This is a genomic window from Acinetobacter sp. CFCC 10889, from assembly GCF_003268395.1.
Classification (GTDB): domain Bacteria; phylum Pseudomonadota; class Gammaproteobacteria; order Pseudomonadales; family Moraxellaceae; genus Acinetobacter.
In genome coordinates, this window is sequence record NZ_LQXQ01000025.1 from 1 (window position 1) to 26,032 (window position 26,032).

Consider the following 26,032-nt stretch of genomic DNA (forward strand, 5'->3'; position numbering starts at 1 on the left):
CAGGTAGCGGCTTCGGTGGTAACCAAGGCGGTTTCGGTCAATCAACTTCTGGTTTCGAAGGCGAAACTAAATTTGAAGACTCACAAGATGACGAAAACAATCGTTAATTTTTAAAATTTAATGATGTTAAGGAAGGCGCATAATTTGCGCCTTTTTTTATTGATCTAAAAATATTAAAAAAGCCAATCAAGATATGGATTGGCTTCTGATGTTAAGAAAGATTACTTTGCCTGATTGTTTGTATCATCTAGGCTTTTGTCTTTAATCTCAACATAGGTATTAGCACGCAACTCGCGTAACCAACTGTCAAGTTCAGAGTCAAATTGGCGTTCACCTAAAATCTGACGTGCCATGCGTTTTTGATATTCAGCAGTCATATCTTGTTTACGTACATCTTGTACTTGTAGGATATGCCAACCAAATTGCGTTTCAAAAGGTTGACTGATTTCACCTGTAGGAATGCTTTGCATCACTTTATCAAACTCAGGCACCATCATACCAGGGCTTACCCAGCCTAAGCTACCACCATCACGTGCTGAGCCTGGATCACTTGAGTATGTTGCAGCCAATGTTGCAAAGTCACCACCCGCTTTTAAGCGATTAAAAATACTTTCAATGCTCTGTTTTGCATTCTCGGGGCTTACAACTTCTGTTGGTTTGATCAAAATATGACGAGTTTCATATTGTGTCACTAAGGCTTTTTGTTCATTGCCTTTACGCTCAAGTAGTTTAAGTATATGAATGCCGTCTTGTGCTTTGATTAAGTCTGTGGTTTGTCCTGCATTTAAAGTACTTACACGTGCAGACAATTCAGCAGGAATGTCAGATAAAGGACGGAAGCCCATATCAGCCCCTTCAACCTTAACTTGGTCGTTGCTGAATTTTTGCTCTAATGCTTTGACGTCATTGCTGTTATTGAGCTCAGCTTTGATTTGTTTTGCTGTATTTTCAAGCTCTGTAGCATTTTCACCTGAAATACGCACATGAATAACATGGGCTTGGCTACCAACTGCTGCTTGTCCTTCAGGTGATTTAAGGAAATTTTCTACATCTTGGTCAGAGATTTTGATACGTGACATGACTTGCTGTTGACGTAAACGCTGAATGAGTAAATCATCTGAAATACGATTACGTAAACCTTCATAAGTTCCTGGTGCCATTGCATCTAGTTTTTGCTGGAATGCTTCAAGTGAGCTTGAGCCAGACTGATTGGCAACTTTGAGTACTGCATCATTTAAGGTTTTTTCTTCAATTTTTAAACCGTAACGCTTTACTTGTTCCAATTGCGCATTTTGGATAATCAATTGATTTAAAATTTGACGTTGCAAAAATTGAGCAGGGGGCACTTCTTTTTTTTGTGCTTGCAGCTGATGTGCAGCTTCAGCCATTCCTTGTATTAAATCGCTTTTTAAAATAGCACGATCACCAACTACTGCAATGACTTGGTCAGTTGGTGCGGCAAATGTCGGCATTGATGAAGAGATAAACAGTGCGAGAGCAGTAGCCTTAAAAAGTTGTTTTAAATTTTGTGTCTTCATTAATGTGTCCAAGTTTGATTAATTTTATCGAAGCCTAAGATACGGTTTTCAAGCAATGAGCTTAATTTGTTATTTAAGCCACCTAAGCCTTTGAGTGTAAACTCTACCATGACAGCACGTTTTGGTTTGACATTAGGATCATTTACATTGTCTAAATCATTAAAGTATTCACGACCATAGAGTGAAACACCCCAACAGCATGATTCATAGTTGACCCCTGCGAGATATTCACGCGCAACATTATTGTCCATGTCATATTGCACATGACCCATAATACGCCAATTATCTTTGACAGGTTGTATAAATGATGCAACTACTTGATCATATTGGTCTTGTCGATCTGGTAAATAATCACGATAGAAATAGCCTACATTATACAGATTGCCTTTATTTCCTGTGTAATATAGTTGGAAATCACGTTGTGCATTATCACCATTTGACATCCATGCTGAGTTGGCGCTGACAGTAAAGTTTTCGCTCAGTTGACTGGATAGGCTGAGAACGGGACCTGACTGGCGGTCAGTATCAAATTCATCATTGTATCCAACTTTATTGTCGAGTGTGACACGGCGGTCTTGGAAGTAAAAACTTTGTCCAATGCCTGCACGTAAACGTTCTAAGCCAACAGTATCAAATAAACTATAACTTACCCCTAAAGATAAGAAATTGTTGTCTTCTAAACGGTCATGTCCATAGAAACGGCGTGGATTAAACAGTTGGTCATAACTGATCGATGCTGTAGTTGAGTCAAAGTTAGGATAATTGTTTTGGTTTTCATACGGCGCATAGGCATAAAATGCACGTGGGCTAATGGTTTGTAAATATTTGCCTTCACGTTCAAAAGTTAAGCCTGTATCAAAGGTAAATTCAGGCACAACGACGGATTTATTTTTGTTGTCATTGGTTTGGTTGGGATTGGTTGCATCGATACGATCAATAGTTTTTTGGTCGTAAAACGTATTTAAAGTACGCACACTGGCTTGTGGAATTGCAAAACCCCATGGGTTGCGGAAGTTATAACGTGCTGTGAATTCGTTATACAGTCGTGTACCACTCGGTTGATATACCGAAGAGCTGCTACTGTTAATTGTATTAAAATCATTAATATCTTTTTGGAAATATGCAGTGTCGTTATTAAGCTCAAACTGTAAACCTTGCGGATTTCCTTTGACATAATTGACCAATAATTGTGGCAAGCGGGCATAAGGTTTATCAAGATCAGAAATGCTTTTGTCTAAAGTTTGGAAGTCTTCTACACGTAATTTTGCATTTAAACCTGGAATACCATGTCCATAATTTAGCTCCCAAGCACGGCGCTGGTTGAGCTCTGTACGTGAGTTTGGATCACTATCTAAGTCTGAGAAAAAGTCTTTATCTGAGACATAGTTATATTCCAAATTGGTTGACCATTGATCATTGATTTGCCACGCATGTAATAAATGTAAATCTTTACGATCTTCATCATTATATTCTTTGTCGGAAGGTAAATAACTTCCCCAAATACGACCTGCACCAAAATCTTCAGTTAAATAACGAAACTCAGCTGAGCTATGGATACCACGATCACTGATGATACGAGGTGTAATGGTCGCATCATAATTTGGTGCTAAGTTTAAATATACAGGGACTGATGTTTCAAAACCACCATCGTTGGTAAAACCAAAAGTAGGATTTAAAATGCCTGTGGTGCGCCGGTCATCAATCGGGAAGTTAAAATAAGGTACAGCTAAAACAGGGGTATCTTTAATATACAATTTTGTGCCACGTGTGACACCACGCCCAGTCTCTTGATTGAGTTCAATCTGTTTGGCTTTGATTTGCCACGTTGGTGTTTGTTCTGGTGGGCATGTGCTATAACTTGCATCTTCAAGTACCATAGTACTTGGAGAGGTTTTTTCGATCTTTTTTGCATGTCCATGTGCATGGGTTGCTTCAGCGATATAGAAACTATTGTTGAGTTCGCCTGTTTGTTCTTTTAAATTGTAATCAATTTGGTCGCTTTGGGCGATCAAACCCCCTTGAGCCATTTGCACATTGCCCTTGGCTTTGGCAAAGGTTTGAGTTTGGTCGATCACGACTTCATCGGCACGTACCATACGCCCATTTTGGTCGATGACCACATCACCTGTGAGTGTAGAGTCACCATTGGGATTGTAGTAGCCACGATCAGCTGTGATGACTGAGGTGGTTTCTTCGGGAGAAACCGCTTTTTGCTCAGTATTAAATGGTGTGACCCAAACGCCATCACAATAACGGTTACTTACACTGTCTATATTACGGACTTGTGCTTGAGCTGAGTCTTTATTGACATAATATTGGTTATAAAAATTCTGCCCAGAATAGTTTTCCTGAATCGCAGATTTTAAGGTTTCGTTGTCCACTGCAGACGCAGTTTCCGTAGATTCGGCATAGCTGGACACTGAACTTCCGCAAAGAAGTGTCAAAATAGCAGTCGCTAAAGGATTAAATTTAAACTGATGCTTCATTTGTCTCATTAACCAAGTATGCAGATCGCAATTAATTATTGTCGAATCATAGAGAAAAAGTTGATAAGTAGCTACACTTAGCACTTCAAAAAAACAGCCTGTAATAGATTTAATTGCAAATGAAAACACAACGTGAACAATTGATACAAACATGGATAACATCTGTACTCAATTCAGATCAATTTGAAATCAACTTTTTAGCAGGCGATGCTAGTTTCCGTCGTTATGCACGAATTAGCTTGAATAATAAAACATTTATGTTGATGGATGCACCTCCTGAACAAGAAGATTGTGTACCTTTTGTGTCGATTGATGAATTCTTTGACGCTCATGGCGTACGTGTACCGCATATTGTGGCAAAAGACCTTGCGCAAGGCTTTTTATTGCTCGAAGATTTTGGTGATGTTTTGTTATCAACTTTGCTTAATGATGACACTGTAGATGACTATTATGCACAAAGTTTTAAGCAATTGGTGCAACTACAGATGATCGAAGGTGAGGCACATTTTCCTGCATATGCTTATGAAAAGCTAATTTCAGAAATGGAGTTGCTGACAGATTGGTTATTGCCTTCTTTAAAAATTCAGCTTACAGCCGATGAAAGTGCTTTGATTAAGCGTACTTTTGCGATTTTAGCCAATGCTGCCTTGGCACAACCACAAGTCATCGTGCATCGTGATTTTCACAGCCGCAATTTAATGAAGCTTGAAAATGAAACAGATTTGGGTGTGATTGATTTCCAAGACGCAGTGATTGGTGCGGATACTTATGATTTGATTTCGATTACTCGTGATGCTTATGTGCAGTGGAATCCTGAACGTGTTTATACATGGTTTAAAGTGTTCTATGACTTGTTGCCTGCGGCGCAAAAACAGGATCGTGATTTTGCACAATTTAAACAAGATGCGGATCTGATGGCGATTCAACGTCATATTAAGATTTTAGGTATTTTTGTACGTTTATTTGAGCGTGATGGAAAATCAGGTTATCTCAAAGATTTACCGCGTGTGATGTGGTATTTACTGGAAGAATCTAAACCGTATGCAGAACTACAACCATTTATGCAATTGATCCATGCTAAAGTTTTGCCCGCTTTTGAAGAAAAATATGGCAAATATGAGGTTGTTGCATAAATGAAAGCCATGATTTTAGCCGCAGGTTTAGGGAATCGGATGCGTCCTTTGACGCTATATAAGCCAAAACCTTTGCTTGAGGTGGGTGGAAAAGCTTTGATCGTTTGGCATATCGAAAAATTAAAAAATATCGGTGTGACGGAGATTATTATCAATTCAGCGTGGTTAGCGGATGTATTGATCAGTACGCTGGGTGATGGTTCACAGTTTGGTGTGAGCATTCGTTGGACACGTGAAGATGAGGGCTTGGAAACAGCAGGTGGTATTATCAATGCTTTGCCTTTGCTGGGTAATGAGCCATTTATTTTGGTCAATGGTGATGTGTGGACGACATTTGATTTTGCATCATTGTTAGATGTGAAACTCGGTGAAGATTTGGCACATTTGGTTTTTGTGCAAAATCCTGAACAGCATCCAAAAGGTGATTTTACTTTGGCAAATGGTCGTGCTTATACTTTTGATCAAAATGTGCAAGGTGAGAATCTGACTTTTAGTGGTGTATCTGTGATTGACCCTAAAATGTTTGATGGTTTGGAACATGGAAAGCGTCCATTAGCTCCATTACTGAAACAAGCGATGTTGGATGGCAAAATTTCAGCAGAAAAAATGTCAGCCACTTGGGTGGATGTTGGAACGCCTGAGCGTTTAATGGCTTTAGATCTACAGATTCGACAAGGTGAGTACGCTTAAGTCCGTGTTAATGCGCTTAATTGCGTATTAACTCGTCGTTTACTAGTGTTCCACGCTCAAGAAATCGGTATACTTTGACAAATTTTTAAGAGATGTTGTGCGTTTATGCATCCATATTTTCAAGACTTAAAGCAAGGCAGTGAAAAGCTTGGGTTACAACTCAGCGATGAAGCACTTGGGCTTTTATTAAAGTATCAAGATGCACTTGTGCTGTGGAACAAAGCATATAATTTAACCGCCATTCGTGATCCTAAAGAAATGTTAGTGAAACATCTTTTGGATAGTCTCAGCATTTTAAATGATTTACCTGAAGGTCGTTTGCTGGATATTGGTACAGGTGGTGGTATGCCAGGCATGATTATTGCGTTGTGCCAACCTGAACGCCAATGTGTGTTGCTAGATTCCAATGGTAAGAAAATTCGTTTTCTGAAACAGTTTATTGCTGATTTAAAATTGCAAAACGTGGTTGCAGTGCAAACCCGTGTGGAAAATGAAGACAGCATCCAAGAATTAGGTCAGTTTGATGTGATTACCAGTCGTGCCTTTGCATCATTAACGGATTTTGTTGCTGCGTCAAAACCATTTATGCATGCCAATAGCGTGATTGCATCAATGAAAGGTCTGATTCCAGAAGATGAAGTTGCACAGATGAAAGATCAGTTCAGTTGCGACATTATCGAATTGCGTGTACCACGCTTAGACGAACAGCGTCATCTGCTTTTATTAAAACAAATTTAAATCATCTTTTACATTGGGGTTACCATGGCTCAAATTTTAGCAATCGCAAACCAAAAAGGTGGCGTAGGTAAAACCACAACAGCAGTGAACTTAGCTGCCTCTTTGGCAGTTTTAAAGAAGCGTGTTTTATTGGTTGATATGGACTCGCAGGGCAATGCCACGATGGGTTCAGGTATTCAAAAAAATGACCTATTGTATTCTGTAACCGATGTTTTGTTGGGTGAAGTGCCTATAGAAACAGCTATTACTAAAGCTGAAGTAGGCTATAAAGTTTTAGGCTCGAACCGTGATTTGGCGGGTGTAGAACTGGCGATTGCGGATCAGGATGGACGTGAGTTTATTTTACGTGAAGCCTTACAAGAAATTGAACATCAGTTTGACTATATTATTGTCGATTGTGCACCAAGTTTGAGTTTGATTACAGTCAATGCTTTGGCAGCAGTACACGGTGTTTTGATTCCAATGCAGTGTGAGTATTATGCTTTGGAAGGGTTGGCAGATTTAACCCAGACGATTGATAAAATTCAGCAAGCACTAAACCCTGAGCTGGAAATTATTGGTGTACTTCGCACTATGTACGATGCTCGAAATGCTTTGACCCGTGATGTTTCTGAAGAGCTAGAGCAGTATTTTGGTAAGAAACTTTACGATACGGTGATTCCACGTAATGTACGTTTGGCAGAAGCACCTGCACATGGTTTACCGATTATTTATTTTGAGAAAAGCTCTAAAGGTGCAGTTGCATATCTTAATTTAGCAGCGGAAATGTTGAAAAAAAGTAAAGTGAAAAAAGGAAGTAAAGCATGACCATTAAAAAACGAGGCTTGGCAAAAGGTCGTGGCTTAGATGCATTATTAGGTTCAATTCAAAAAGAAAAATTACAACTTGAAGCACAAGCTTTAGATCATGGTCAATTAAAACAAATTGATGTGAGTCAGTTAAAACGTGGGGAATATCAACCTCGCCGTTTTATCAATGAACAAGATTTACAAGAGCTTGCAGCATCAATTCAGAAACATGGTGTAATGCAGCCCATTGTGATTCGCCCAATTGACGATGCAGAAACGCCTTATGAAATTATTGCAGGTGAGCGTCGTTGGCGCGCGGCACAAATTGCGGGATTAACAGAAATTCCGGCAATTGTACGTGATTTGAGTGATCAAGTTGCCATTGCTTTGGCATTGATTGAAAATATTCAGCGTCAAGATTTGAATCCAATTGATCAAGCATTGGCATTGCAGCGCTTTCATGAAGAGTTTGGTTTAAGTCATCAAGAAATCGCAGAAACTGTAGGTAAAGCTCGAACAACAGTAAGTAATCTATTGCGTCTTTTAAGTCTTGCAGATGAAATTAAAGATTTGATGCAACAAGGTCTGTTAGATATGGGGCATGCCCGTGCTATTTTAACCTTGAAAGCCAAAGATCAATTGCAAATTGCTAAAATCGTGATTGAGAAAAGTTTGTCTGTACGTCAAACTGAGCAGTTGGTGCGTGACTGGAATACACCAAAACAAGAGAAAGCTAAGCAGATTGCACCAGATGTTGAGCAATTAACACAAAAGTTGACTGAACGTTTTAGTACGAATGTTAAAATTGATTACAATAAGCAAGGAAAAGGTAAACTTGTGATCAGTTATAACTCATTGGATGAGTTGGATGGTATTTTAAATATTTGTTTGGCTGAATAATAAAACTTATAGATCATATTTTAAAATTAAACTTGGGGAATAAACATGTGGGAACTCATTAAAGCGGGTGGTTGGTTGATGCTGCCACTCGTATTGTGTTCAATCTTTACCATTGCTATTTCAATCGAGCGCTTCATTCGTTTGCGCCGTGCATCGGTATTGCCAAAAAAATTGCTGATTCAAAAAAATCAGCCAATCACAGCGGTGATTGAAAACTTAAAAGCAGATCAAAATGCGAGCCAAAGTTCATTGGGATTTATTTTTCATGAAGGTTTGGATGCAGCTGCTAAAGGCGAGCAATTTGCACGTGCACAAATGGAAGCTACAGCTTCTCGTGAAATTTCATATTTAGAAAAAAATATTAATTTCTTAGGCACATTGAGTGCTGCTGCACCATTATTGGGATTATTAGGGACAGTTGTGGGGATTATTGAATCATTTTTGGTGATTGATTTGGGTTCAAACTCTAATCCAACCATGATGATTCCAGGGATATCAAAAGCCTTAATTACAACAGCAGCAGGGATGTTGATCGCAATCCCTGCTTTGTTTGCTTATCGTTATTTTCAACGTTTGGTACAAGAATATGTAGCAGAGTTGGAGCAACAAGCAACATTATTTCATGCAGCTTTGTTTTATCAACAAAATGATACAGCACAAACTGACAATGACTTGAAAATCGCAGGTTAGAGATAGGCAACTTCAATGAAATTCAAAAGAAAAAGTGTTGAAGATCTGCATATTAATCTCACACCCATGATTGACTGTTTGTTGTTTATTTTGGTGTTTTTATTGTTGACCACTACATTTACACAGCAGAGTCGCATTAATTTATCTTTGCCAGATGCGCAAGGTGTGCCACCAAAAGACTATCAACATAAAATTGAAGTCGTGGTAGACTCAAGTGGGCATTATGCAGTGAATGGGCAAGCTCTTTCATCCAAAGAAACCGCAGATTTGAGTACAGCAATCAAGCAAACAGCACAGGATCGCCGTGATCTGATGTTTGTGATCGCTGCTGATGCAAAGCAACCCATCAAGATGTCATTCGTGTGATGGATATTGCAGGTCAACTCGGTTTTGTTAATATTAACATTAGTACCAAAGTTCCATCCCGAGGTTATTAATTAGTGAAACAAGATTTCAAAGTCTATTTACGACTATTAAGTTATTTAAAGCCATTTTGGGGCATAGCGATTTTAGTCGTTTTAGGTTTTGCAATAAATGCAGCAACGGAAGTTTCTGTTGCGAAGCTGCTAGAAAAAATCATCACTGCTATTCAGGAAAAAGACCGCAGTTTTACTGCACTATTTCCTGCCTTAGTGGTATTGCTCATGTTTTTTCGTGGTGTGGGTTTATTCATGGGAGGATATTTCACAGCAGTTATTTCACGAAATTTAATCTTTAATATTCGTCAGGAAGTCTTTGCAAAATTATTGCGTTTACCTGCGCAATATTATTTGGACAATAGCAGTGGGCATATCACTGCTAAGATTATGTATAACGTTGAGCAGTTGACCGCAGCATCGACTGAATCGCTAAAAACTATTGTGCAGCAAGGGTTGATTACCATCGCTTTACTGGGTTATTTGCTTTATGTGAGTTGGAAATTAACCTTATGTATTTTGATTTTTGGACCATTGATTGGGGTGATTATTCGTAAAGCCTCAAAACGTATGCGTAAATTGTCTACCCAAGTACAAAATACGATGGGTGATGTCAACCATGTGGTGCAAGAATCAGTCAATGGGCACTTGGTGGTAAAAGGTTTTGGTGGACAAACTGCGGAGCAAACCCGTTTTCGAGATCACTCTTTAGAAAACCTTAAACGTGGTTTGAAAATGGTGATCGTGCAACAATTGAATAGTCCAATTGTGCAACTCATTATGTCAATTGCGCTCAGTATTATTATGTGGATTGCGCTTAGACCAGAAGTTATTGGCGATATGTCAGCAGGTGGATTTGTTTCCTATATCACAGCAGCAGGGATGCTCAGTAAGCCGATTAAAGCATTGACAGATGTAAATGAAAAATTACAACGTGGTATGGCAGCAGCGCATTCAGTATTTGAATTGTTGGATTTACCTGAAGAAAAAAATACAGGGACATTAACACCAACTTTACATGGAAATGTTGAATTTAAACATGTCAATATGACTTATGCTGATGGTTATCAAGCCATTTCAGATTTTACCTTGTCGATTAAAAAAGGTCAGACGGTTGCAATTGTTGGGCGTTCAGGTGCGGGTAAATCATCTTTGGTCAATTTGCTCATGCGTTATAATGATGTGAGTTCAGGGCAAATTGAACTGGATGGACATCAAATTCAAGATATTGAAATCACCTGTTTAAGAACCCAAATTGCGATTGTGAATCAACAAGTGGTGTTGTTCAATCGCAGTATTCGTGAAAATATTGCCTATGGTCAGCTTGAAAATGCCACTGATGAGGAAATAGTTGCAGCAGCGAAAGCCGCTTATGCACATGATTTTATTATGGCATTACCACAAGGTTATGATACAGAAATAGGTGCACAAGGCTTAACTTTATCTGGTGGTCAACGTCAACGTATTGCGATTGCACGTGCGATTTTGAAAAATGCCCCGATTTTAATTTTAGATGAAGCGACCAGTGCTTTAGATAATGAATCTGAGCATTTTATTCAAAAAGCATTTGATGAACAGATGGAGCATCGTACAACCATCGTGATTGCACATCGACTTTCAACCATTGAAAATGCAGATGTGATTGTGGTTATGGATAAAGGGCGTATCATTGAGCAGGGTACGCATGCGGCATTGTTGGCACAGCATGGCGCATATCATCAATTACATGAACGTAGTTTTGAGGAATAACACCTTATGTCTATTGCGCAAATCATTCAAAATGCTTGGAATCGACAAGCAAAATGGTTGATTGCTTTGCGCCCATTATCATGGTTGTATCGTTTTGGTTTTGTGGTGAATCGTCAACTTTATCTTTCAGGTATAAAGCAGCGCTATTGTGCACCTGTGCCTGTGATGATTATTGGAAATATTACTGTGGGTGGCAGTGGTAAAACACCATTGTTAATTCATTTGGTGAAATATTTACAAGAAAATGGTGTGCGTGTTGGTGTGATCAGTCGTGGCTATGGTGGTCATGGTCCTTTTCCTGCACAAGTCACTTTAGATTCTGTGCCCGAAACAGTAGGTGATGAGCCATGTTTGATTGTGCAATCTACAGATGTACCTATGGTTGTCGGCTCTAATCGTAAAGCCAGTATTGAGCTGTTATTAAAACAACATAAGCTTGATTTAATCATTAGTGATGATGGCTTGCAGCATTGGGCATTAGATCGTCAAATTGAATGGATTGTGTTGGATAATAATCGTGGCTTGGGGAATGAAAAACTATTGCCTGAAGGTTATTTGCGAGAGCCTGTATCACGTTTACATCAAAGCACCGTGATTGAGCATGCGCATACGCCACAATCAAATTTGAATATGCATTTAGAAGTTGCTGCTCCATATTTACTGAATCCAAGCTATGATCAAGCTGAAATTTTTGATGCAAGTTTGGACTATTATGCAGTGGTCGGGATTGGTTTTCCCCAGCGTTTCTATCGCACCTTAGAAAGTATGGGGGTGCAACAATTTCAATGCCATGAATTTCCAGATCATTATGATTATGAAATTCAAGACTTACAGTTTGAAGATGCTAACCCAATTATTACGACTGAAAAAGATGCTGTCAAATTATTGCCATTATTAAAACAACATCCTCATTTTCAACGTGAAATTTGGGTGATTCCTGTGGAAGCTGTGCTTTCAGATGAATGTTATCACGTCTTAAATCAGCAATTGGCTGAACTCGGTATTGCGCTTTCACAAGGTAAATAAAATGAAACATATTGTTATTCCTGCACGTTATTCAAGTTCTCGATTACCTGCTAAACCATTGTTGTTGATTCATGGTCGTCCGATGATTCTACGTGTTGTGGATCAAGCAAAAAAAGTTTTGGATTTTGATGACTTGTGTGTCGCAACCGATGATGAGCGCATTGCGGAAGTATGTCGTGCCGAAGGTGTTGATGTAGTGATGACCAATCCAAATCATCCATCAGGTACAGATCGACTGAGTGAAGTTGCACGCATTAAAGGTTGGGCGGCTGACGATATTATTGTCAATGTACAGGGTGATGAGCCTTTATTGCCCGCAGCATTGGTACGTCAAGTGGCAGACTTGTTGGTGGCAAAACCAGATTGTTCGATGTCAACTTTATGTGAGCCAATTCATCAACTTGAAGAGTTTGAGCGTGATAGCATTGTAAAAGTAGTCATGAGCAAGTTGAATGAAGCTCTGTATTTTAGCCGTTCACAGATTCCTTATGATCGTGAAGGTGCAAAACAAGATGTAAAAACCTTACACAGCAATGCTTATCGTCATCTAGGACTTTATGCTTATCGTGTACGTTTATTACAAGACTATGTGACTTGGGATATGGGGACATTGGAGCAGCTTGAAAGTTTAGAGCAACTGCGTGTTTTGGAAAATGGTCATCGCATTGCAATTGCTGTTGCACAAGTAAATTTACCACCAGGTGTGGATACACAAGCAGATTTGGATCGTTTAAATGCTATGGATGTGTCAAATTTTGAATAATTGGCGACAAAAATGAGTATGAATTCATCCAATGATCAAGTTTATCCGTGGCAAGAACAAGTGTGGAAAACCTTAACAGGGCGTTTTCCACAGCTTGGGCATGGTTTATTATTTTATGGTAAAAAGGGTTGTGGTAAACATGCATTTGCACAGCATTTTTTGTCATGGGTATTGTGCCTAAATAAACGTGCTGATGCAGCTTGTGGTGAGTGTAGTAGTTGTTTGTGGTTGAAATCAGATACTCATCCAAATTATGTGCATATCAGTACCGATGAAGACAACAAAAAGCAAAATGCTAAAATTAAAATCGAAAAAATTCGTGAACTTTTACCTTTTGTGCAGCAAACAGTAGACGGTTGGCGGGTGATCGTAATAGAACCAGCAGAAGCCTTAAATATTGCTTCAGCTAATGCTTTACTGAAAACCTTAGAAGAGCCAGGCGAAAAGGTGGTCATTATTTTATTGGCAGATCATTATTTAAAATTACCAGCCACCATTCGTAGTCGTTTACAACATTTTGCTTTGGATCGTATTTCATCTGAACAAGCACATGGTTATTTACAACAACATTTAACGACAGCCTCTACACAGCAAATTCAGTTGCTCATGAATTTGTCCAATCAAATGCCGTTACAAGCGATGAAGTTGGCAGAAAAAGAATGGTTAAATCGCCGTTCTGAGTTTGTGCAAGATTGGCAAAAATTAGTGATACAGAAAAGTATGCCAATGCAATTTGCGACCAAGTGGAATAAAGAACTCAATTTTCAAGATTTTATTGAAATGTTTGAATATTTAATCGGTGATGTGATTGCTATAAAATTACAACAAAGCATTAAAAATACCGATTTGACCTTAAATCTACTCGCAGAACAGTATGCTTTAGAGGTATTATTTTCAGTCTATGAAGGTTTGCAGCAGTCAAAAAGAAAAGTTGATCAAAACGTGCAAACCAATCTAATTATTGATCAACTTTCTATACAATTAATGAATGTTTCATAATTTGGGGAAATAATGATGCAACCACGTATGGGCGGTTTATTGCAGCTTGTTATTGCAGATCGTGCAACTTTACAAGCAAGTTATATGTCTTTTGTGCAAGGTGGTGGTTTGTTTGTACCATCAAATCAAGCTGTGAAAATGGGTGAGGAGGTTTTCTTGTTAGCAACTTTGCCTGAACAGTCACAAAAGATTCCATTAACAGGAAAAGTCATTTGGATTTCACCAAAACAGTCAGGTAAAAAGCCTCAAGGTTTTGCGATCCAACTTAGTGGTGAAAAAGGGATGTATTATAAAAGTGAAGCAGAAAGATTATTGGCAGGGGTGAAAGCGTCTGACCGTAATAGCTTTACCATGTAAACAGCCTAGATTGAAATATAGGAAAAATCGTGTTTGTTGATACTCATTGCCATTTAACGTTATTAGATCTTACGCCTTATGCGGGAGATTTGGATGCAGCACTACAACAAGCACGTGATGGTGGTGTGTCCAAATTTATGGGAATTTCTGTAGATTTGGATGATCATATTGCATTATCTGCGATTGCTGCACGTCATGCTGATGTTGGCTATAGTGTGGGGGTGCATCCATGTGAAGATGTTGCCACTATGCAACGTGCTACAGTGGAAAAACTGGTTGAATTGGCACAGCCTAGCAATGTTTGGGCGTTGGGTGAAACAGGATTGGATTATTTTCACAGCACAGAATTTATTCCTGAACAAAAAGAATGTTTTGCACGACATATTCATGCTTCACAAATCATGAAAAAACCTGTGGTGGTACATACTCGTTCTGCAAAACATGACACTGTAGAGATTATTCGTGCTGAAAAATCTACACACGGTATTTTGCATTGTTTTACTGAAGATTGGGAAACAGCTAAAGCAGTGCTAGATTGTGGTTATTACATCTCATTTTCAGGTATTGTGTCATTTAAAAATGCGCAAGACCTTCGTGATGTTGCCAAACAAGTTCCATTAGATCGAATTTTAATTGAAACGGACAGTCCATATCTCGCACCCATGCCGTATCGTGGTAAAACCAATGAGCCAAAATACGTTCCCTATGTAGCCAAAGCCTTAAGTGATGTATATGATAAAACACCTGAGGAAATCGGATTAATCACATCACAAAATTTTGAAAATTTGCTCAGACAAAATTAAATTTAATGCCGTAGATATAAGATTAAGAAGAGAGTTTATCGAGTGAAGATGGATCGTCAGGCTCAGTTTAGAGCAAGAGAAGCATTAATTTTTCAGGTGGCTGAACAGTTATTGTTAGAAAATGGTGAATCAGGCATGACGCTTGATGCTTTGGCAGCCGAATTAGATCTCGCAAAAGGGACACTCTATAAACATTTTCAGAGTAAAGATGAATTGTATATGTTGCTGATTATTCGTAATGAGCGCATGTTATTGGAAATGATCAAAGATACAGAGAAAGAATTTCCTGAACATTTGGCGTTTTTTATGTTACATCATTTGCATCATCCTGAACGTACTGTGTTATTTCATCAGATTGAAGAGCGTTTATCGACTACAGGGCAAGGGATTCATCATTTATTTCATGAACTATATCAAGTCCGTAAACAACGTTTACGTATTATCATTCGTATGACGGATCAATATTTAGCAGATATCGAAAGTCAAATGTCAGGACGTGATTATTTAGCTTCGATTTGGTCAATCACACATGGTGGTGCAGCCATTCTCAATTCAAGTTTTTATCAACGCTATTTAGGCTCAAGAGATACCTTGCGTGTGGCATTGATTGATCAAGCATTACTGATGCCGAAGCATGCGCAATCTGTTGGTGAGTTTAGCTAAGTCATGAATAAGCCATCACTATTTATTCTACAAAAAGGTTTTACCTTGATTGAATTGATGGTGGTGATTGTGATCGTAAGCATTATGGCATCTCTGGTGGTGCTGAACATTGGTGGTGTGGATCATCGTAAAGCTTTGCAAGCACGTGAGTTTTTATTGCTTGATTTAAAGAAAATAAATCGTGATGCCAATGATCAAGCACGTGTCTATGCACTTGATATTTTGCCTGCCACAGATGTTGCGCCATTTCGCTATAAGCTTGTGCAATATCAGCCTTTTACTGAAAATGCTGACAAAAGTTTAAGGCTAATTGAAGAAAAACCGTGGAAAGAAGTACAAAGCTTTGATCTACGCAGTTTACCTGAACGTGTGTCATTTACTGTGCAAAGCCAAGAACACCGTTTTGTGAATGCCAATAATACTGATTTATTGGGAAATAATGCTCCTAAATTGATTTGGTTTGGCAATGGCGAGGCAAAACCTGTCAAAATTCAAATGTATTATGATCAAAAGCCGATTGGTGCTTTGATTGATTTGGATTATTTGGGGAAAGTCACAGATGAAGAGTAAAGACACGAGATACATATCCTCATCGTATCCTTGGACAAAGTATTGTTCTATTTATTCTTTATCCTCAAACAGAATTTTTGATCTGACGACGGGATCGAATAGCAATGTGAATTACTCGAAGCATAGTTTCTCATCTTGCGCTCGGGCAAAGAGTTACTTTGCTATCCCTCGTTCTCAAACGCAGTTTTCGGACGAATTGAGCCTTCTAAAAACACATTTAAACATTCGAAACAAAGTTTCTCATCTTGCGCTCGGGCAAAGTGTTACTTTGCTATCCCTCGTTCCTCAAACGCAGTTTTCGGACTTGCGACACGATCGAGCAGTGCTCGATTGAATCGTGTCTCAGGATTTACCTTGATCGAGGTTGTGGTGGCATTGGCGATTTTTGCGGTAGCAGCGATGGCACTGACCAAAGTGGCGATGCAATATACTCAGTCTACCGCAAATTCGATTTTAAGAACCAAAGCGCAATTTGTGGCACAAAACCAAGTTGCATTGATGGAAATTAATCAGGAACAGTTGACAGGAACGCAGTCTGAGCAAATTACTTCACAAGGTGAACGTGGCAGGTAGACAAAAAAGCTGAAAGCACGATTAGTCCAGAGATTAAAAAAATAGATATTCAGATCAGTTTGTATAATCCAGAAAGTAATAAAGTGGAAGCAGGCATTACCAATGTCGTGTTTTTTAATTATCCACAAAAAAATGTTCAATCCTAGTGTGAGTTGTAGTTATGTCCTATAAGCGTACAGTACGAGGATTTACGCTGATCGAACTCATGGTTGCAATTGCGATCTTTGCGGTATTGGCAGCATTGGGTTGGAAGATTTTTGATTATCTAAGTAAAGTGAAAGATCGTAATGCGATGCATGAGCAAAACTTAGGACAATTACAAGAGGCATATCAACAAATACAACGTGATACTGTGCAAATCATTCCAGTAACGGGAAGTATGGGACAACAAATTTTACCTGCTTTGCAACTGGATAATCAGAAATTAAGTTTTAGTAAAACAGGTATGACCGATCCTTTAAAACAAGGAATTGCCAGTTTTGAACGGGTTGAATACGTTTATAATGCTCAAGATAAAAAGTTGTATCGTTTAAAATATAGCAACTTAAATCTATCTGCTGCGGCACAGCCTTTATCCAGTGTATTGCTCAATGATGTAGATCAATATCAAGTGACTGCGCTGAATCCAAATGAGGGAGAGCGTTGGCCTGATGAAAATGCATTTAATGAACGTCAATTGCCCCGTGGTATTAAAATCAAAGTCATGATTCGTGATGTTGAATATGAATGGATTTTTAGTGTATTAAATACGGATTTTTTACGTGTTGAAGAGAAGCCATAAGAAAAATAATAGGTCATTAAATTTATGAAACAGCAAAAAGGGATCGCATTAATTACAATCTTAGTGATGGTAGCCTTGGCAACCATTCTTGCTGCAAGTATTGCTAAACGTCAGTATGCGACCAATGAGAATACTGCGGTCTTGATGCGACAAAATCAAGCATTGAGTTATGCTAAAAGTGCTGAAGCTTTCTTCTCAGAATTGTTGATTCAAGATGCGCAAAACAGCCCGAATACAGACAATCTACAAGAAGTCTGGGCAAAACCAATGCCCGCTTTTCCTGTGGAGGGAGGATTTATTTCAGGTACATTGAAAGATGAGTCTGGAAAATTTAATTTGAACAGTCTGTTTAATTCGGATGGGAAAGTGAATGAGGAAAATAAAGCCTATTTTGAACGGATTTTGGTACGTGTCGGCTTGCCTGCTGAGATTAGTCAAGCGGTGATTGATTGGCAAGATCAAGATGATATACCAATCGGTGCGATGGGTGCAGAAAGTAGTTATTACAATGGGTTACAGCCGCCATACTCTGCGGCAAATCGTCCCTTTTTTAGTGTGGAAGAATTGAAATTGGTACGAGGTTTTGAGGGTGAAAAATACGATTTAATTCAGCAATATGTGTCTGCATTACCTGATATTTCCAGTAAAATTAATATTAATACAGCACCTGCTTTGGTTTTAGCTGCAATTGATCCAAAACTTGATGTGGCACAAGTGGCAACTTTGCAAAAGCAAAAACTAGAAAAAATGGAAAATTTTAATAATGTGCACGATTTATTAGGGGCTGATCTGTTTAAAAGTATCGAACCTGCAAATAAAGCCATTGCAGAAAAAGTTTTTGATGTAAAAAGTAATTATTTCAAAGCGGAAATAGATGTAGCATTGAACAATCGAAATCGCCAAATGAGCAGTTATTTGATGCGTAAAAATAATAAAGTTACAGTTTATGTGCGTAGTTTGGCACCGTTTTAAAATTAATGGTACTCCAAAAAGCATACTGATGATATTGAATGAAAATGATTCGGTTGAATGATGCTCGATCCGTTTTTATTATTCCAAAAAATCAACAAAATATGCTTTTACGTCTTGATGATGAAAGGAGTTTGATGCTGTATGGGGATGAATGACTTTCATTATGTAAAAGTGTAAAGCGATCTAGGTAAGCAAAATGGTTTTTGATACATTGACCAACATTGAATAAAAATCTGAGTCACACGATATGTATAACAAAATGACCAAAATCGCTTTAGCTTTTACGCTGCTATCAAGTTTAAGTGGTTTCGCAGTTGCACAAGTCCCGAAAGATATTGATCAAGTTCTCAAGAAAATCACATTACCCTTACAAAAAACCGAAAAAGAATCTGAGATTGTGACCAATTATCACTATCAGGACAAAGCAAAAAATAGCCTTGTCATCGGTCTAGCCTCTGATTTTATTGATGTTAGTTGGACATTTAAACAATCACCTGATGAAAAATCAGAGGTTGTGACTCAAGCCCAAACAGTGACTCAAACATTATTGGGTGAAGAATGGAACAGTCTTTATCGTGCAATTACTGACGGTGGAACATTGGATTATTTATCACAAGATGATGGGACAGTGATCACTGATGCAGGATGTAGTGATACGCAGTGCGGTTATCAGGTCAAGTTAAGTAAATGAAAGACTAAAATAAAAAACCTCTAGAGGGATAATGCCAGTCAGTTAAGGATTTTTGAATCCTCCCCTTGCGGAACATGTTCCTCACCTTTTCCAAAGGAGGGATGAGTAGCTCAGCTATGCAAGATTACTAAAAATTATTTTAGTTACAAGAAGTTTCCCTCTTTTTCCTTGTACCATATATGGTTCAGGGTTAGGGGGTAGGAATTTTTCAAATAATTTTGCTTAACTGATCAGCATTACTCTAGAGGGAGGTTTTTTAAGGTGTTTAAGCGAGTATGAGCTGATGTTGTTGCATATCTTCGAGCCAATCACTTACATCGAGTTGATTTGCAATAGAAAAAGTTTCATTAAGTTGGAAGATCAACAGTGAATCATGCATACTCATAATGTTGGTTAAATGTTGACGAATAATCGCAGCATCATATTTAGTATTGATCAGCCATGTATTTTGATTGACACGAATTGCATGATCATAATCTTCAATGGTTTTATGAACTTCATCAAAATGATCAGGATAGATTGAGTTTAAAATAATTAAATAGTTCATCAGAACAGCCTCCATAAAAGACATTAAAAATATCTTTTATCTAAAATGTGATGAATATCACTGTATTTTCACTCTAACATTAAATTTTTTGATAAATTAGGAAAGTGTCTGACAATTTTCTATAGGGTTTGGGCATTTGGTTGCTGAACGTTATTATTTTACATTCTGATTACAATAGGGCTATTGAGGCTGTTACATAAAAAATGTTCAAAAAATTTAAAAAATGGTTAAATTAGGGTAAAATTCACTTTAAATTATTTAAACAATAAGCTCATCAAATGATGGGCTTTTTTGTTATTTCTCCCCTAAGTAAATAGTTTGAGGTCACACTATGTTAGTTAAAATCGAAGATGGTTTTTACTTAAACTCGGTACATATTATTGCAATACGTGTTTCTAAAAACATGATTAATCAGTATTTTTCTATTGATATTGATTACACACCTAATAGTTACAAAGCATCTGGGACTTATCATAAGCAGTTCCAAAATAAGGTGGATGCAGATGCATTTCTGCAAAAGCTGAATCAACAAATCGCTTAATAGAATGAATTAAAAAACAGTGATTTAAAGGAAAATTAAAGGAAAAGGAATTCATTTTCAATAGAGCAAGTGATGAATTTTTCATCAAATTGTCTAAAAAATATGCTCTATTTCAAAAAGATCTCTAGATCATTGCATTCAGTATAAATTGCTTGATTCACAAAAAACTTACTTTTAATTGGCATGATTTTAATTTTTTATATAAAATACCAACCAGTTGGTATGTTTATTTTGCTAAATTGATAGAGTAGAGGATAAATAGATGACTCCTTTAATACAAGCCTATATATTATTGGCTTTTGCCATCGTATCTGAAGTGATTGGCTCAACATTTATTGTAAAATCAGCAGGTTTTACCAAATTAGTACCATCTTTAGCGGTCTTAGTGTTATATAGCATTGCTTTTTACTTACTTTCACAAGTGGTAAAAGTTATTCCTCTTGGTATTACCTATGCGATTTGGGCGGGGGTAGGGATTGTGCTGACTGCATTTTTAGGTTTTATTGTATTCAAGCAAAGCCTTGATCTTGCAGCAATGATTGGCATTGCTTTGATTATTTCAGGTGTAATCGTGATTAATTTGTTTTCGACAACTGCAGGGCACTAATTTGACTCAGATCCATAATGCACATCAACGCAAAAAACAGCCTGAAAAAGTTCGACAGCTTATTTTACAAAATACCATGCAACTTGCCGCAGAAAGTGGTGTGAAAGGTGTATCTATTCAAGCAGTTGCAGATTTATCAAATGTCACAAAAGGTGGTGTATTTCATCATTTTCCTAATAAACAGAGCTTAATTGCGGCAATGATTTGCAGTGCAATGCAGACTTTGGATGATGAAGTTGAAAAATATCTAGCAACACACGCGATTGAATATGGTTGTTTTACACGTGCTTATATTGAGCTGACATTAACCAGTGAAAATTTTGGGATTGGTTCATTGTGGTCAGCATTATGTCTGACATTTATTTCAGATCAGGCTTTTTGTGCAGAATGGAATCAGTGGTTAGCACAACGTTTGGCTCGACATCAGGTGACTGATCAGGATATGAATTTGCAATTATTACGTTATGCTGCGGATGGTGCATGGTTAATGGAAGGATTTAATCCTGAAAATCAGCAAAAATTAATCGAAATTAAAAATGAGTTGATTCAAAGAACTTTCTTAAAATATTAAGATTCATGTAATTTTAAAATATGCTGATAAAATGGATGAGAGCAGGCTGTGAATCTGGTGATTTTTTGTTTATACCTTTTGCTTATTGCGATGAACGTTAAAATTAATCCTCAGCGTCAGTGTTTTGCTTTATAATCAAATTTCTTCACTATTTTTTTGTAAAATTTGACCTATGTTAATTCGTAAGTTATTTAAATTTGAAAATGCACATATCGTGCGTAATTGTACCTCGGATCGTTGTAAACGCTCGATTCATGGACACAGTTATAAAGTAGAATTATTGCTTAAAGCTTCGAAGCTTGATCATGGTCAAATGGTCTATGATTTTGGGCTACTCAAAGGTGTGATCAAAGACATTTTTGATAGTTTTGATCATGCAATTTGCTTTTGGCAACATGATAGTGCTGAGTATATTCAAGCCTGCAAAACCTTTAGTGCACGTTGGGTGGCTTTACCCGTTTCACCTTCGGCAGAACAGTTTTCACGTATTTTCTTCTTTTTAGCACAGCAGGTTCTCCTGTCAACCATTACTGAAAATGGTGAGGGTGATGTGGAAGTTTATTCAGTGATTGTGCATGAAACGGATACGGGATATGCACAAAGCTTTATTGAAGATATTGAAAATGAGCAAATGGGCATTTTGAGTTTGGATCAAATTATTTTTTCAGAACAGGTTCAAGCAGAATGGCATGATCCAGAAATGTATGAAAATTTGAAAAAAGGTTTAAAGTTTCAAAATCCTACAGTGGACTTGCAAGTGAAATTGTAATTTTTCATACATAGAAATGATTTAGATTTAAGATGGATTAGCTTTAGGGCTGAGAGTAAATGAAGGATGGAACACAGTGCAATTCACTGAACAAGAGCAAGCAAAATTAAACCAAGTGCGCTTGGATGAAAGTTGGAAAGCAGGTTTAGCTGAGTTTTTAGTGGGTCCAAAAATGGATCATTTACGTGCATTTTTAAAATCACAATTTGCTGAAAATAAGCAAATTTATCCTGATAATTCCTTAATTTTTAATGCATTAAATACTACTCCTTTACATCATGTGAAAGTGGTGATTTTGGGACAAGATCCTTATCATGGTCCAAATCAAGCACATGGTTTGAGTTTTTCGGTACAAAAGGGGGTTGCATTACCTCCATCTTTGCGTAATATCTTCCATGAATTGAATAATGACCTTGGAATTGCTGCATCAAAACATGGTGATTTAACACGATGGGCAGAGCAAGGGGTATTGTTACTCAATAGTGTATTGACTGTTGAAGCTGGACAGCCAACTTCACATCAAAAACAAGGTTGGGAAGCATTTACTGATACTGTGATTGATGTGATTAATGAGCAGTGTACGCATGTAGTATTCATTTTGTGGGGCGCTTATGCACAACGTAAAGGACAACGTATAGATCAAGAAAAACATCTGGTATTAAAAGCTGCGCATCCCTCACCTTTGGCAGCTAATCGTGGTGGTTTTTTTGGCTGTAAGGCATTTTCCAAGGCAAATAATTATCTGAAACAAAATGGCATTGAGCCAATAGACTGGCAGCTGGACGCATGACAAATTCTCCCGAAAGTAATCTTTATCATCCTGATTTAATCATTGAGGAAGCAGCCAATGGTTGGCGTGTTATTCGATTAAATCGTCCAAAATCTCTGCATGCTTTGGATGAGTCCATTGTTGCAGCGTTATTGAAATTATTTGAAGATTTTCATAAAGATGATCAAGTTAGAGCGATTTGGTTGGATTCAACCACACCAAAAGCGTTTTGTGCGGGTGGTGATGTTCGTAAATTGCGTCAACTGGTCATCAATAATGAAGTAGATACAGCCAATCAATTCTTTAAAACAGAATATGCTTTAGATTTGTTGTTACATGATTATGCTAAACCAATTGTGGTTTGGGGTGAAGGTTATGTGATGGGTGGTGGTCTAGGCTTATTTATGGCTGCACCTTTTCGCTTAGTGACACCATACTCACGTTTAGCAATGCCTGAGGTAAATATCGGTTTGTATCCTGATGTTGGGGCGACACGCTTCCTTGCAGATCGTGGACCAGTAGGCTTATTTACAGGTTTAACAGGTTCGATTATGACTGCCGCTGGCGGTTATGGGATCGGTTGGGCAACTCATATCTGTGATGCGCAGCGTGATGTGGTATTGCAAAAGCTGATTGATATTGATTGGGATCATTATCCAGCAGGGGATTTCCGTGCATTGGATGATACTTTAAATAGTTTACATCGCCCAGTTTCACCGGGACCTTTACAGAATTCACTTGATGTAATTCATAGTGTTTGTCGTGGTGTGAATTTTCAACAAGATTATGAAGCGATTATTGGTTTGAGTGAAGCACGTAGTGATTGGTTGCGTCAAGCCAGTGAAAATTTGCAAAAAGGCTCACCAAGTACTGCAGCAATTACATGGTTATTATGGCAATGGGGACGTCAAGTTCATCCTTGGAGTGAAGTTTTTGAGTTAGAAGCACAAATTTCTGACTGGAAAATTCGCCATCCTGACTTTGTAGAGGGTGTTCGTGCACGCTTGGTCGATAAAGATTTATCACCGGAATGGCAAGAAGTTGAATCAATGACATTGAAAGGTATTCTTGCAAGTGATCCGCCAACTAGCAATATTGAAAGTTGGAATGCATTGCTTCGTCACTATGATGTGATTGTTTAAATAGATCAATGTCTGAAACACAAAAAACACAAGATGAGTATTGGATGCAGCAGGCTTTTGAGCAAGCTGCATCTGCTGCTTTACAAGGAGAGATTCCTGTAGGTGCAGTGCTTGTGAGTCAAAATACAATCATTGGGCAGGGCTACAATACGCCAATTTCTGCACATGATCCAACTGCACATGCGGAGATTCAGGCTATTCGCCATGCCTGTTTGAGCATTGAAAATTATCGCTTACCTGAAGATGCAACTTTGTACGTGACCTTAGAGCCTTGTACGATGTGTGTGGGGGCATTGATTCATGCTCGAGTTAAACGTGTAGTTTTTGCTGCGACAGAGCCAAAATCTGGATCTTTGGTCAGCAGTCGGCAACTTTTAGAGCATGGTTATTACAATCATATTTTTGAATTTGAAGGCGGTTGTATGCAAGAACAATGTTCACAACAGCTTTCTGAGTTTTTTAAAATGCGCCGTGAGCAAAAAAAGCAGCAACGGTTACACGAAAAGTCATTAAAAGATCAAATAAAGTAAGTTAGAATAATTAAACTTTGACAATGTGTATTGTCATTTAGATAAAGGAAATAAAAATGAATTCAATTCAAGTAAAACAAGAGTTTAATGCACCGATTGATCAAGTCTTTGATTTACTATCAAAACATGCCACTTATAATGTTGCCTTTGCTCCAATTCAGGTGGTACGTGTAAAAGATGCAGCTGATCCAGAACGTCCAGATGGTTTGGGGTCGATTCGCCGTATGGGTTTGGGTCCCATTAAGCCGATTCAAGAACAAATTACTTTATTAGATGTGAATAAACGCATTGAGTATAAATTGATTAAGAATCCTTTAATCAAACACCATATTGGAATTATTGAGTTTACTGAGCTTGCTGCAAATAAAACTCGTGTCGATTATACGATCGAATTACAAGCACGTGCACCATTTGTAAGTAAATTAATACTTGCACAGCTTAAACTAGCCATTACACTGGGCTTTAAGAAATTAGCAAAGTCTGTTTAATTGGAAACACAATGACAATTCAAATTATTACGATTGATGGGCCAAGTGGTTCAGGTAAAGGTACACTCGCAGCAAAATTAGCAGCGCATTATCAGTTTCATTTACTAGATTCAGGCGCGATCTATCGTTTACTTGGATTGTCGTTACATAAAAAAAATCTGCTTGATGTGTTGGACGATGCAGATGTTTTGAAACAATGTGAAAAAATTGCAACCAATTTAGACATCAAATTTGTGACTGAGGAAAATTCAGCAACACAAATCTTGTTGGATGATGAAAATGTCACGGAAACCATTCGTACAGAACGTATTGGTGAATTTGCTTCAAAAGTGGCTGCGATTCCTGTACTTAGAGCTGCACTTTTTGCACGTCAACGTGCATTTGCGCAAACACCTGGTTTGGTTGCAGATGGTCGAGATATGGCAACTTCGATTTTTCCAGAGGCACAAGCAAAAATTTACTTGACTGCATCAGCAGAGTCACGAGCAGAGCGTCGTGTAAAACAGTTGCAGGCAATGGGCTTGGATGTTAAAATAAGCGACATTTTAGCGAACATACAGGCACGTGATAAGCGTGATATGGAACGCACAGTCGCTCCATTGAAGCCAGCTCAAGATGCATATATTATTGATAGTTCTAAATTAAATATCGATGAGGTATTCAAATTGATGACTGATTTTATCGATGCTCAGTTAGCAAAATAACAAATTCAGTGGAAGCATAGCTTGATCAGTTTTATACG

29 protein-coding genes and 2 pseudogenes are annotated in these 26,032 nt (G+C 38.0%); 28 read left to right on the forward strand and 3 right to left on the reverse strand.

The annotated features are described in order from the left end of the window. Positions 1–221 precede the first annotated feature (221 nt). Positions 222–1,538: a peptidylprolyl isomerase gene (locus AVJ19_RS11035; RefSeq protein WP_111859756.1), complete on the reverse strand. Its 1,317-nt coding sequence runs from the start codon at positions 1,536–1,538 to the stop codon at positions 222–224. Further along, the gene (locus AVJ19_RS11040; RefSeq protein ID WP_111859757.1) at positions 1,538–4,024 is read right to left on the reverse strand and encodes an LPS-assembly protein LptD; all 2,487 of its coding nucleotides are present in this window, start codon (positions 4,022–4,024) and stop codon (positions 1,538–1,540) included. Before AVJ19_RS11040 ends, AVJ19_RS11035 begins: the two co-directional genes overlap by 1 nt. A gap of 119 nt (positions 4,025–4,143) precedes the next feature. Between AVJ19_RS11040 and AVJ19_RS11045 the strand changes: the two genes are divergently transcribed. The 19 genes and pseudogenes from AVJ19_RS11045 to AVJ19_RS11135 all read left to right on the forward strand — a co-directional run bounded on the left by AVJ19_RS11045 (position 4,144) and on the right by AVJ19_RS11135 (position 19,326). Then, on the forward strand, positions 4,144–5,157 hold the full coding sequence (locus AVJ19_RS11045) for an aminoglycoside phosphotransferase family protein (protein ID WP_111859758.1): 1,014 nt from the start codon (positions 4,144–4,146) through the stop codon (positions 5,155–5,157). Further along, positions 5,158–5,847, forward strand: coding sequence for an N-acetylmuramate alpha-1-phosphate uridylyltransferase MurU (murU, locus tag AVJ19_RS11050; protein ID WP_111859759.1), 690 nt, complete (start codon positions 5,158–5,160; stop codon positions 5,845–5,847). Positions 5,848–5,952: 105 nt separating this feature from the next. Further along, positions 5,953–6,585, forward strand: a complete 633-nt coding sequence (gene rsmG / locus AVJ19_RS11055) for a 16S rRNA (guanine(527)-N(7))-methyltransferase RsmG (protein ID WP_111859760.1) — start codon at positions 5,953–5,955, stop codon at positions 6,583–6,585. Positions 6,586–6,609: 24 nt separating this feature from the next. Beyond that, positions 6,610–7,392, forward strand: a complete 783-nt coding sequence (locus tag AVJ19_RS11060; RefSeq protein WP_111859761.1) for a ParA family protein — start codon at positions 6,610–6,612, stop codon at positions 7,390–7,392. Then, positions 7,389–8,273: a ParB/RepB/Spo0J family partition protein gene (locus AVJ19_RS11065; protein WP_111859762.1), complete on the forward strand. Its 885-nt coding sequence runs from the start codon at positions 7,389–7,391 to the stop codon at positions 8,271–8,273. The genes AVJ19_RS11060 and AVJ19_RS11065 overlap by 4 nt, the downstream gene beginning before the upstream one ends. Positions 8,274–8,318: 45 nt before the next feature. Beyond that, the gene (locus tag AVJ19_RS11070; protein WP_111859763.1) at positions 8,319–8,963 is read left to right on the forward strand and encodes a MotA/TolQ/ExbB proton channel family protein; all 645 of its coding nucleotides are present in this window, start codon (positions 8,319–8,321) and stop codon (positions 8,961–8,963) included. 15 nt (positions 8,964–8,978) lie between these two features. Next, positions 8,979–9,400: pseudogene (locus tag AVJ19_RS11075) on the forward strand (ExbD/TolR family protein). Positions 9,401–9,403: 3 nt separating this feature from the next. Continuing rightward, the gene (gene msbA / locus AVJ19_RS11080; protein ID WP_111859764.1) at positions 9,404–11,128 is read left to right on the forward strand and encodes a lipid A export permease/ATP-binding protein MsbA; all 1,725 of its coding nucleotides are present in this window, start codon (positions 9,404–9,406) and stop codon (positions 11,126–11,128) included. Positions 11,129–11,134: 6 nt separating this feature from the next. Further along, positions 11,135–12,154: a tetraacyldisaccharide 4'-kinase gene (gene lpxK, locus AVJ19_RS11085; RefSeq protein ID WP_111859765.1), complete on the forward strand. Its 1,020-nt coding sequence runs from the start codon at positions 11,135–11,137 to the stop codon at positions 12,152–12,154. A gap of 1 nt (position 12,155) precedes the next feature. Further along, positions 12,156–12,917: a 3-deoxy-manno-octulosonate cytidylyltransferase gene (gene kdsB / locus AVJ19_RS11090; protein WP_111859766.1), complete on the forward strand. Its 762-nt coding sequence runs from the start codon at positions 12,156–12,158 to the stop codon at positions 12,915–12,917. An 18-nt stretch (positions 12,918–12,935) separates the two neighbouring features. Beyond that, entirely contained in the window at positions 12,936–13,916 is a 981-nt protein-coding gene (locus AVJ19_RS11095) for a DNA polymerase III subunit delta' C-terminal domain-containing protein (protein ID WP_111859816.1), read from the forward strand. 15 nt (positions 13,917–13,931) lie between these two features. Then, positions 13,932–14,273, forward strand: coding sequence for a PilZ domain-containing protein (locus AVJ19_RS11100; protein WP_111859817.1), 342 nt, complete (start codon positions 13,932–13,934; stop codon positions 14,271–14,273). A 29-nt stretch (positions 14,274–14,302) separates the two neighbouring features. Beyond that, positions 14,303–15,076 (forward strand): TatD family hydrolase, encoded by a 774-nt coding sequence (locus AVJ19_RS11105; protein ID WP_111859767.1) that lies wholly within the window; start codon positions 14,303–14,305, stop codon positions 15,074–15,076. Between the two features lie 48 nt (positions 15,077–15,124). Beyond that, positions 15,125–15,739, forward strand: coding sequence for a TetR/AcrR family transcriptional regulator (locus tag AVJ19_RS11110; RefSeq protein WP_111859768.1), 615 nt, complete (start codon positions 15,125–15,127; stop codon positions 15,737–15,739). Positions 15,740–15,742: 3 nt separating this feature from the next. Continuing rightward, positions 15,743–16,309, forward strand: a complete 567-nt coding sequence (locus tag AVJ19_RS11115) for a type II secretion system protein (protein WP_111859769.1) — start codon at positions 15,743–15,745, stop codon at positions 16,307–16,309. 273 nt (positions 16,310–16,582) lie between these two features. After that, a pseudogene (gene gspI, locus AVJ19_RS11120) lies at positions 16,583–17,028 on the forward strand (type II secretion system minor pseudopilin GspI). A gap of 14 nt (positions 17,029–17,042) precedes the next feature. Then, positions 17,043–17,663, forward strand: a complete 621-nt coding sequence (gene gspJ / locus AVJ19_RS11125; protein WP_111859770.1) for a type II secretion system minor pseudopilin GspJ — start codon at positions 17,043–17,045, stop codon at positions 17,661–17,663. Between the two features lie 24 nt (positions 17,664–17,687). After that, positions 17,688–18,635: a type II secretion system minor pseudopilin GspK gene (gspK, locus tag AVJ19_RS11130; RefSeq protein WP_111859771.1), complete on the forward strand. Its 948-nt coding sequence runs from the start codon at positions 17,688–17,690 to the stop codon at positions 18,633–18,635. Positions 18,636–18,894: 259 nt separating this feature from the next. Further along, positions 18,895–19,326, forward strand: coding sequence for a hypothetical protein (locus tag AVJ19_RS11135; protein WP_111859772.1), 432 nt, complete (start codon positions 18,895–18,897; stop codon positions 19,324–19,326). 265 nt (positions 19,327–19,591) lie between these two features. Here the strand turns inward: AVJ19_RS11135 and AVJ19_RS11140 are convergent, their stop codons facing one another. Continuing rightward, positions 19,592–19,873 carry a hypothetical protein gene (locus AVJ19_RS11140; protein ID WP_111859773.1) on the reverse strand — a complete coding sequence of 94 codons (282 nt, stop codon included), beginning with the start codon at positions 19,871–19,873 and terminating at the stop codon, positions 19,592–19,594. 331 nt (positions 19,874–20,204) lie between these two features. Here AVJ19_RS11140 and AVJ19_RS11145 point away from each other — a divergent pair, with 331 nt between their 5' ends. From AVJ19_RS11145 to cmk, 9 genes are all read left to right on the forward strand, one after another. Then, the gene (locus AVJ19_RS11145; protein WP_111859774.1) at positions 20,205–20,414 is read left to right on the forward strand and encodes a hypothetical protein; all 210 of its coding nucleotides are present in this window, start codon (positions 20,205–20,207) and stop codon (positions 20,412–20,414) included. Between the two features lie 262 nt (positions 20,415–20,676). Next, positions 20,677–21,021, forward strand: a complete 345-nt coding sequence (locus tag AVJ19_RS11150; protein ID WP_111859775.1) for an SMR family transporter — start codon at positions 20,677–20,679, stop codon at positions 21,019–21,021. Between the two features lies 1 nt (position 21,022). Further along, a complete protein-coding gene (locus AVJ19_RS11155) occupies positions 21,023–21,592 on the forward strand; it encodes a TetR/AcrR family transcriptional regulator (protein WP_228203352.1) in 570 nt (189 codons plus the stop codon). Between the two features lie 172 nt (positions 21,593–21,764). Beyond that, positions 21,765–22,361, forward strand: a complete 597-nt coding sequence (locus tag AVJ19_RS11160) for a 6-pyruvoyl trahydropterin synthase family protein (RefSeq protein ID WP_111859776.1) — start codon at positions 21,765–21,767, stop codon at positions 22,359–22,361. 76 nt (positions 22,362–22,437) lie between these two features. Beyond that, positions 22,438–23,151, forward strand: a complete 714-nt coding sequence (ung, locus tag AVJ19_RS11165) for a uracil-DNA glycosylase (protein WP_111859777.1) — start codon at positions 22,438–22,440, stop codon at positions 23,149–23,151. Further along, on the forward strand, positions 23,148–24,272 hold the full coding sequence (locus AVJ19_RS11170; protein ID WP_111859778.1) for an enoyl-CoA hydratase/isomerase family protein: 1,125 nt from the start codon (positions 23,148–23,150) through the stop codon (positions 24,270–24,272). Before ung ends, AVJ19_RS11170 begins: the two co-directional genes overlap by 4 nt. Positions 24,273–24,280: 8 nt before the next feature. Continuing rightward, on the forward strand, positions 24,281–24,802 hold the full coding sequence (gene tadA, locus AVJ19_RS11175; RefSeq protein WP_111859779.1) for a tRNA adenosine(34) deaminase TadA: 522 nt from the start codon (positions 24,281–24,283) through the stop codon (positions 24,800–24,802). Between the two features lie 56 nt (positions 24,803–24,858). Beyond that, positions 24,859–25,290 carry an SRPBCC family protein gene (locus AVJ19_RS11180; RefSeq protein WP_111859780.1) on the forward strand — a complete coding sequence of 144 codons (432 nt, stop codon included), beginning with the start codon at positions 24,859–24,861 and terminating at the stop codon, positions 25,288–25,290. An 11-nt stretch (positions 25,291–25,301) separates the two neighbouring features. Next, on the forward strand, positions 25,302–25,994 hold the full coding sequence (cmk, locus tag AVJ19_RS11185) for a (d)CMP kinase (protein WP_111859781.1): 693 nt from the start codon (positions 25,302–25,304) through the stop codon (positions 25,992–25,994). Positions 25,995–26,032: the final 38 nt, after the last annotated feature.

Coding starts and splice junctions, on each gene's coding strand:
- AVJ19_RS11035 (WP_111859756.1), bottom strand. CDS start 1,538: ATGAAGACACAAAATTTAAAACAACTTTTTAAGGCTACTGCTCTCGCA.
- AVJ19_RS11150 (WP_111859775.1), top strand. CDS start 20,677: ATGACTCCTTTAATACAAGCCTATATATTATTGGCTTTTGCCATCGTA.
- AVJ19_RS11070 (WP_111859763.1), top strand. CDS start 8,319: ATGTGGGAACTCATTAAAGCGGGTGGTTGGTTGATGCTGCCACTCGTA.
- AVJ19_RS11180 (WP_111859780.1), top strand. CDS start 24,859: ATGAATTCAATTCAAGTAAAACAAGAGTTTAATGCACCGATTGATCAA.
- AVJ19_RS11110 (WP_111859768.1), top strand. CDS start 15,125: ATGGATCGTCAGGCTCAGTTTAGAGCAAGAGAAGCATTAATTTTTCAG.
- AVJ19_RS11140 (WP_111859773.1), bottom strand. CDS start 19,873: ATGAACTATTTAATTATTTTAAACTCAATCTATCCTGATCATTTTGAT.
- AVJ19_RS11115 (WP_111859769.1), top strand. CDS start 15,743: ATGAATAAGCCATCACTATTTATTCTACAAAAAGGTTTTACCTTGATT.
- rsmG (WP_111859760.1), top strand. CDS start 5,953: ATGCATCCATATTTTCAAGACTTAAAGCAAGGCAGTGAAAAGCTTGGG.
- AVJ19_RS11065 (WP_111859762.1), top strand. CDS start 7,389: ATGACCATTAAAAAACGAGGCTTGGCAAAAGGTCGTGGCTTAGATGCA.
- AVJ19_RS11095 (WP_111859816.1), top strand. CDS start 12,936: ATGAATTCATCCAATGATCAAGTTTATCCGTGGCAAGAACAAGTGTGG.
- AVJ19_RS11100 (WP_111859817.1), top strand. CDS start 13,932: ATGCAACCACGTATGGGCGGTTTATTGCAGCTTGTTATTGCAGATCGT.
- lpxK (WP_111859765.1), top strand. CDS start 11,135: ATGTCTATTGCGCAAATCATTCAAAATGCTTGGAATCGACAAGCAAAA.
- tadA (WP_111859779.1), top strand. CDS start 24,281: ATGTCTGAAACACAAAAAACACAAGATGAGTATTGGATGCAGCAGGCT.
- murU (WP_111859759.1), top strand. CDS start 5,158: ATGAAAGCCATGATTTTAGCCGCAGGTTTAGGGAATCGGATGCGTCCT.
- AVJ19_RS11045 (WP_111859758.1), top strand. CDS start 4,144: ATGAAAACACAACGTGAACAATTGATACAAACATGGATAACATCTGTA.
- AVJ19_RS11040 (WP_111859757.1), bottom strand. CDS start 4,024: ATGAAGCATCAGTTTAAATTTAATCCTTTAGCGACTGCTATTTTGACA.
- AVJ19_RS11160 (WP_111859776.1), top strand. CDS start 21,765: ATGTTAATTCGTAAGTTATTTAAATTTGAAAATGCACATATCGTGCGT.
- AVJ19_RS11170 (WP_111859778.1), top strand. CDS start 23,148: ATGACAAATTCTCCCGAAAGTAATCTTTATCATCCTGATTTAATCATT.
- gspK (WP_111859771.1), top strand. CDS start 17,688: ATGAAACAGCAAAAAGGGATCGCATTAATTACAATCTTAGTGATGGTA.
- cmk (WP_111859781.1), top strand. CDS start 25,302: ATGACAATTCAAATTATTACGATTGATGGGCCAAGTGGTTCAGGTAAA.
- kdsB (WP_111859766.1), top strand. CDS start 12,156: ATGAAACATATTGTTATTCCTGCACGTTATTCAAGTTCTCGATTACCT.
- AVJ19_RS11060 (WP_111859761.1), top strand. CDS start 6,610: ATGGCTCAAATTTTAGCAATCGCAAACCAAAAAGGTGGCGTAGGTAAA.
- gspJ (WP_111859770.1), top strand. CDS start 17,043: ATGTCCTATAAGCGTACAGTACGAGGATTTACGCTGATCGAACTCATG.
- AVJ19_RS11145 (WP_111859774.1), top strand. CDS start 20,205: ATGTTAGTTAAAATCGAAGATGGTTTTTACTTAAACTCGGTACATATT.
- AVJ19_RS11135 (WP_111859772.1), top strand. CDS start 18,895: ATGACCAAAATCGCTTTAGCTTTTACGCTGCTATCAAGTTTAAGTGGT.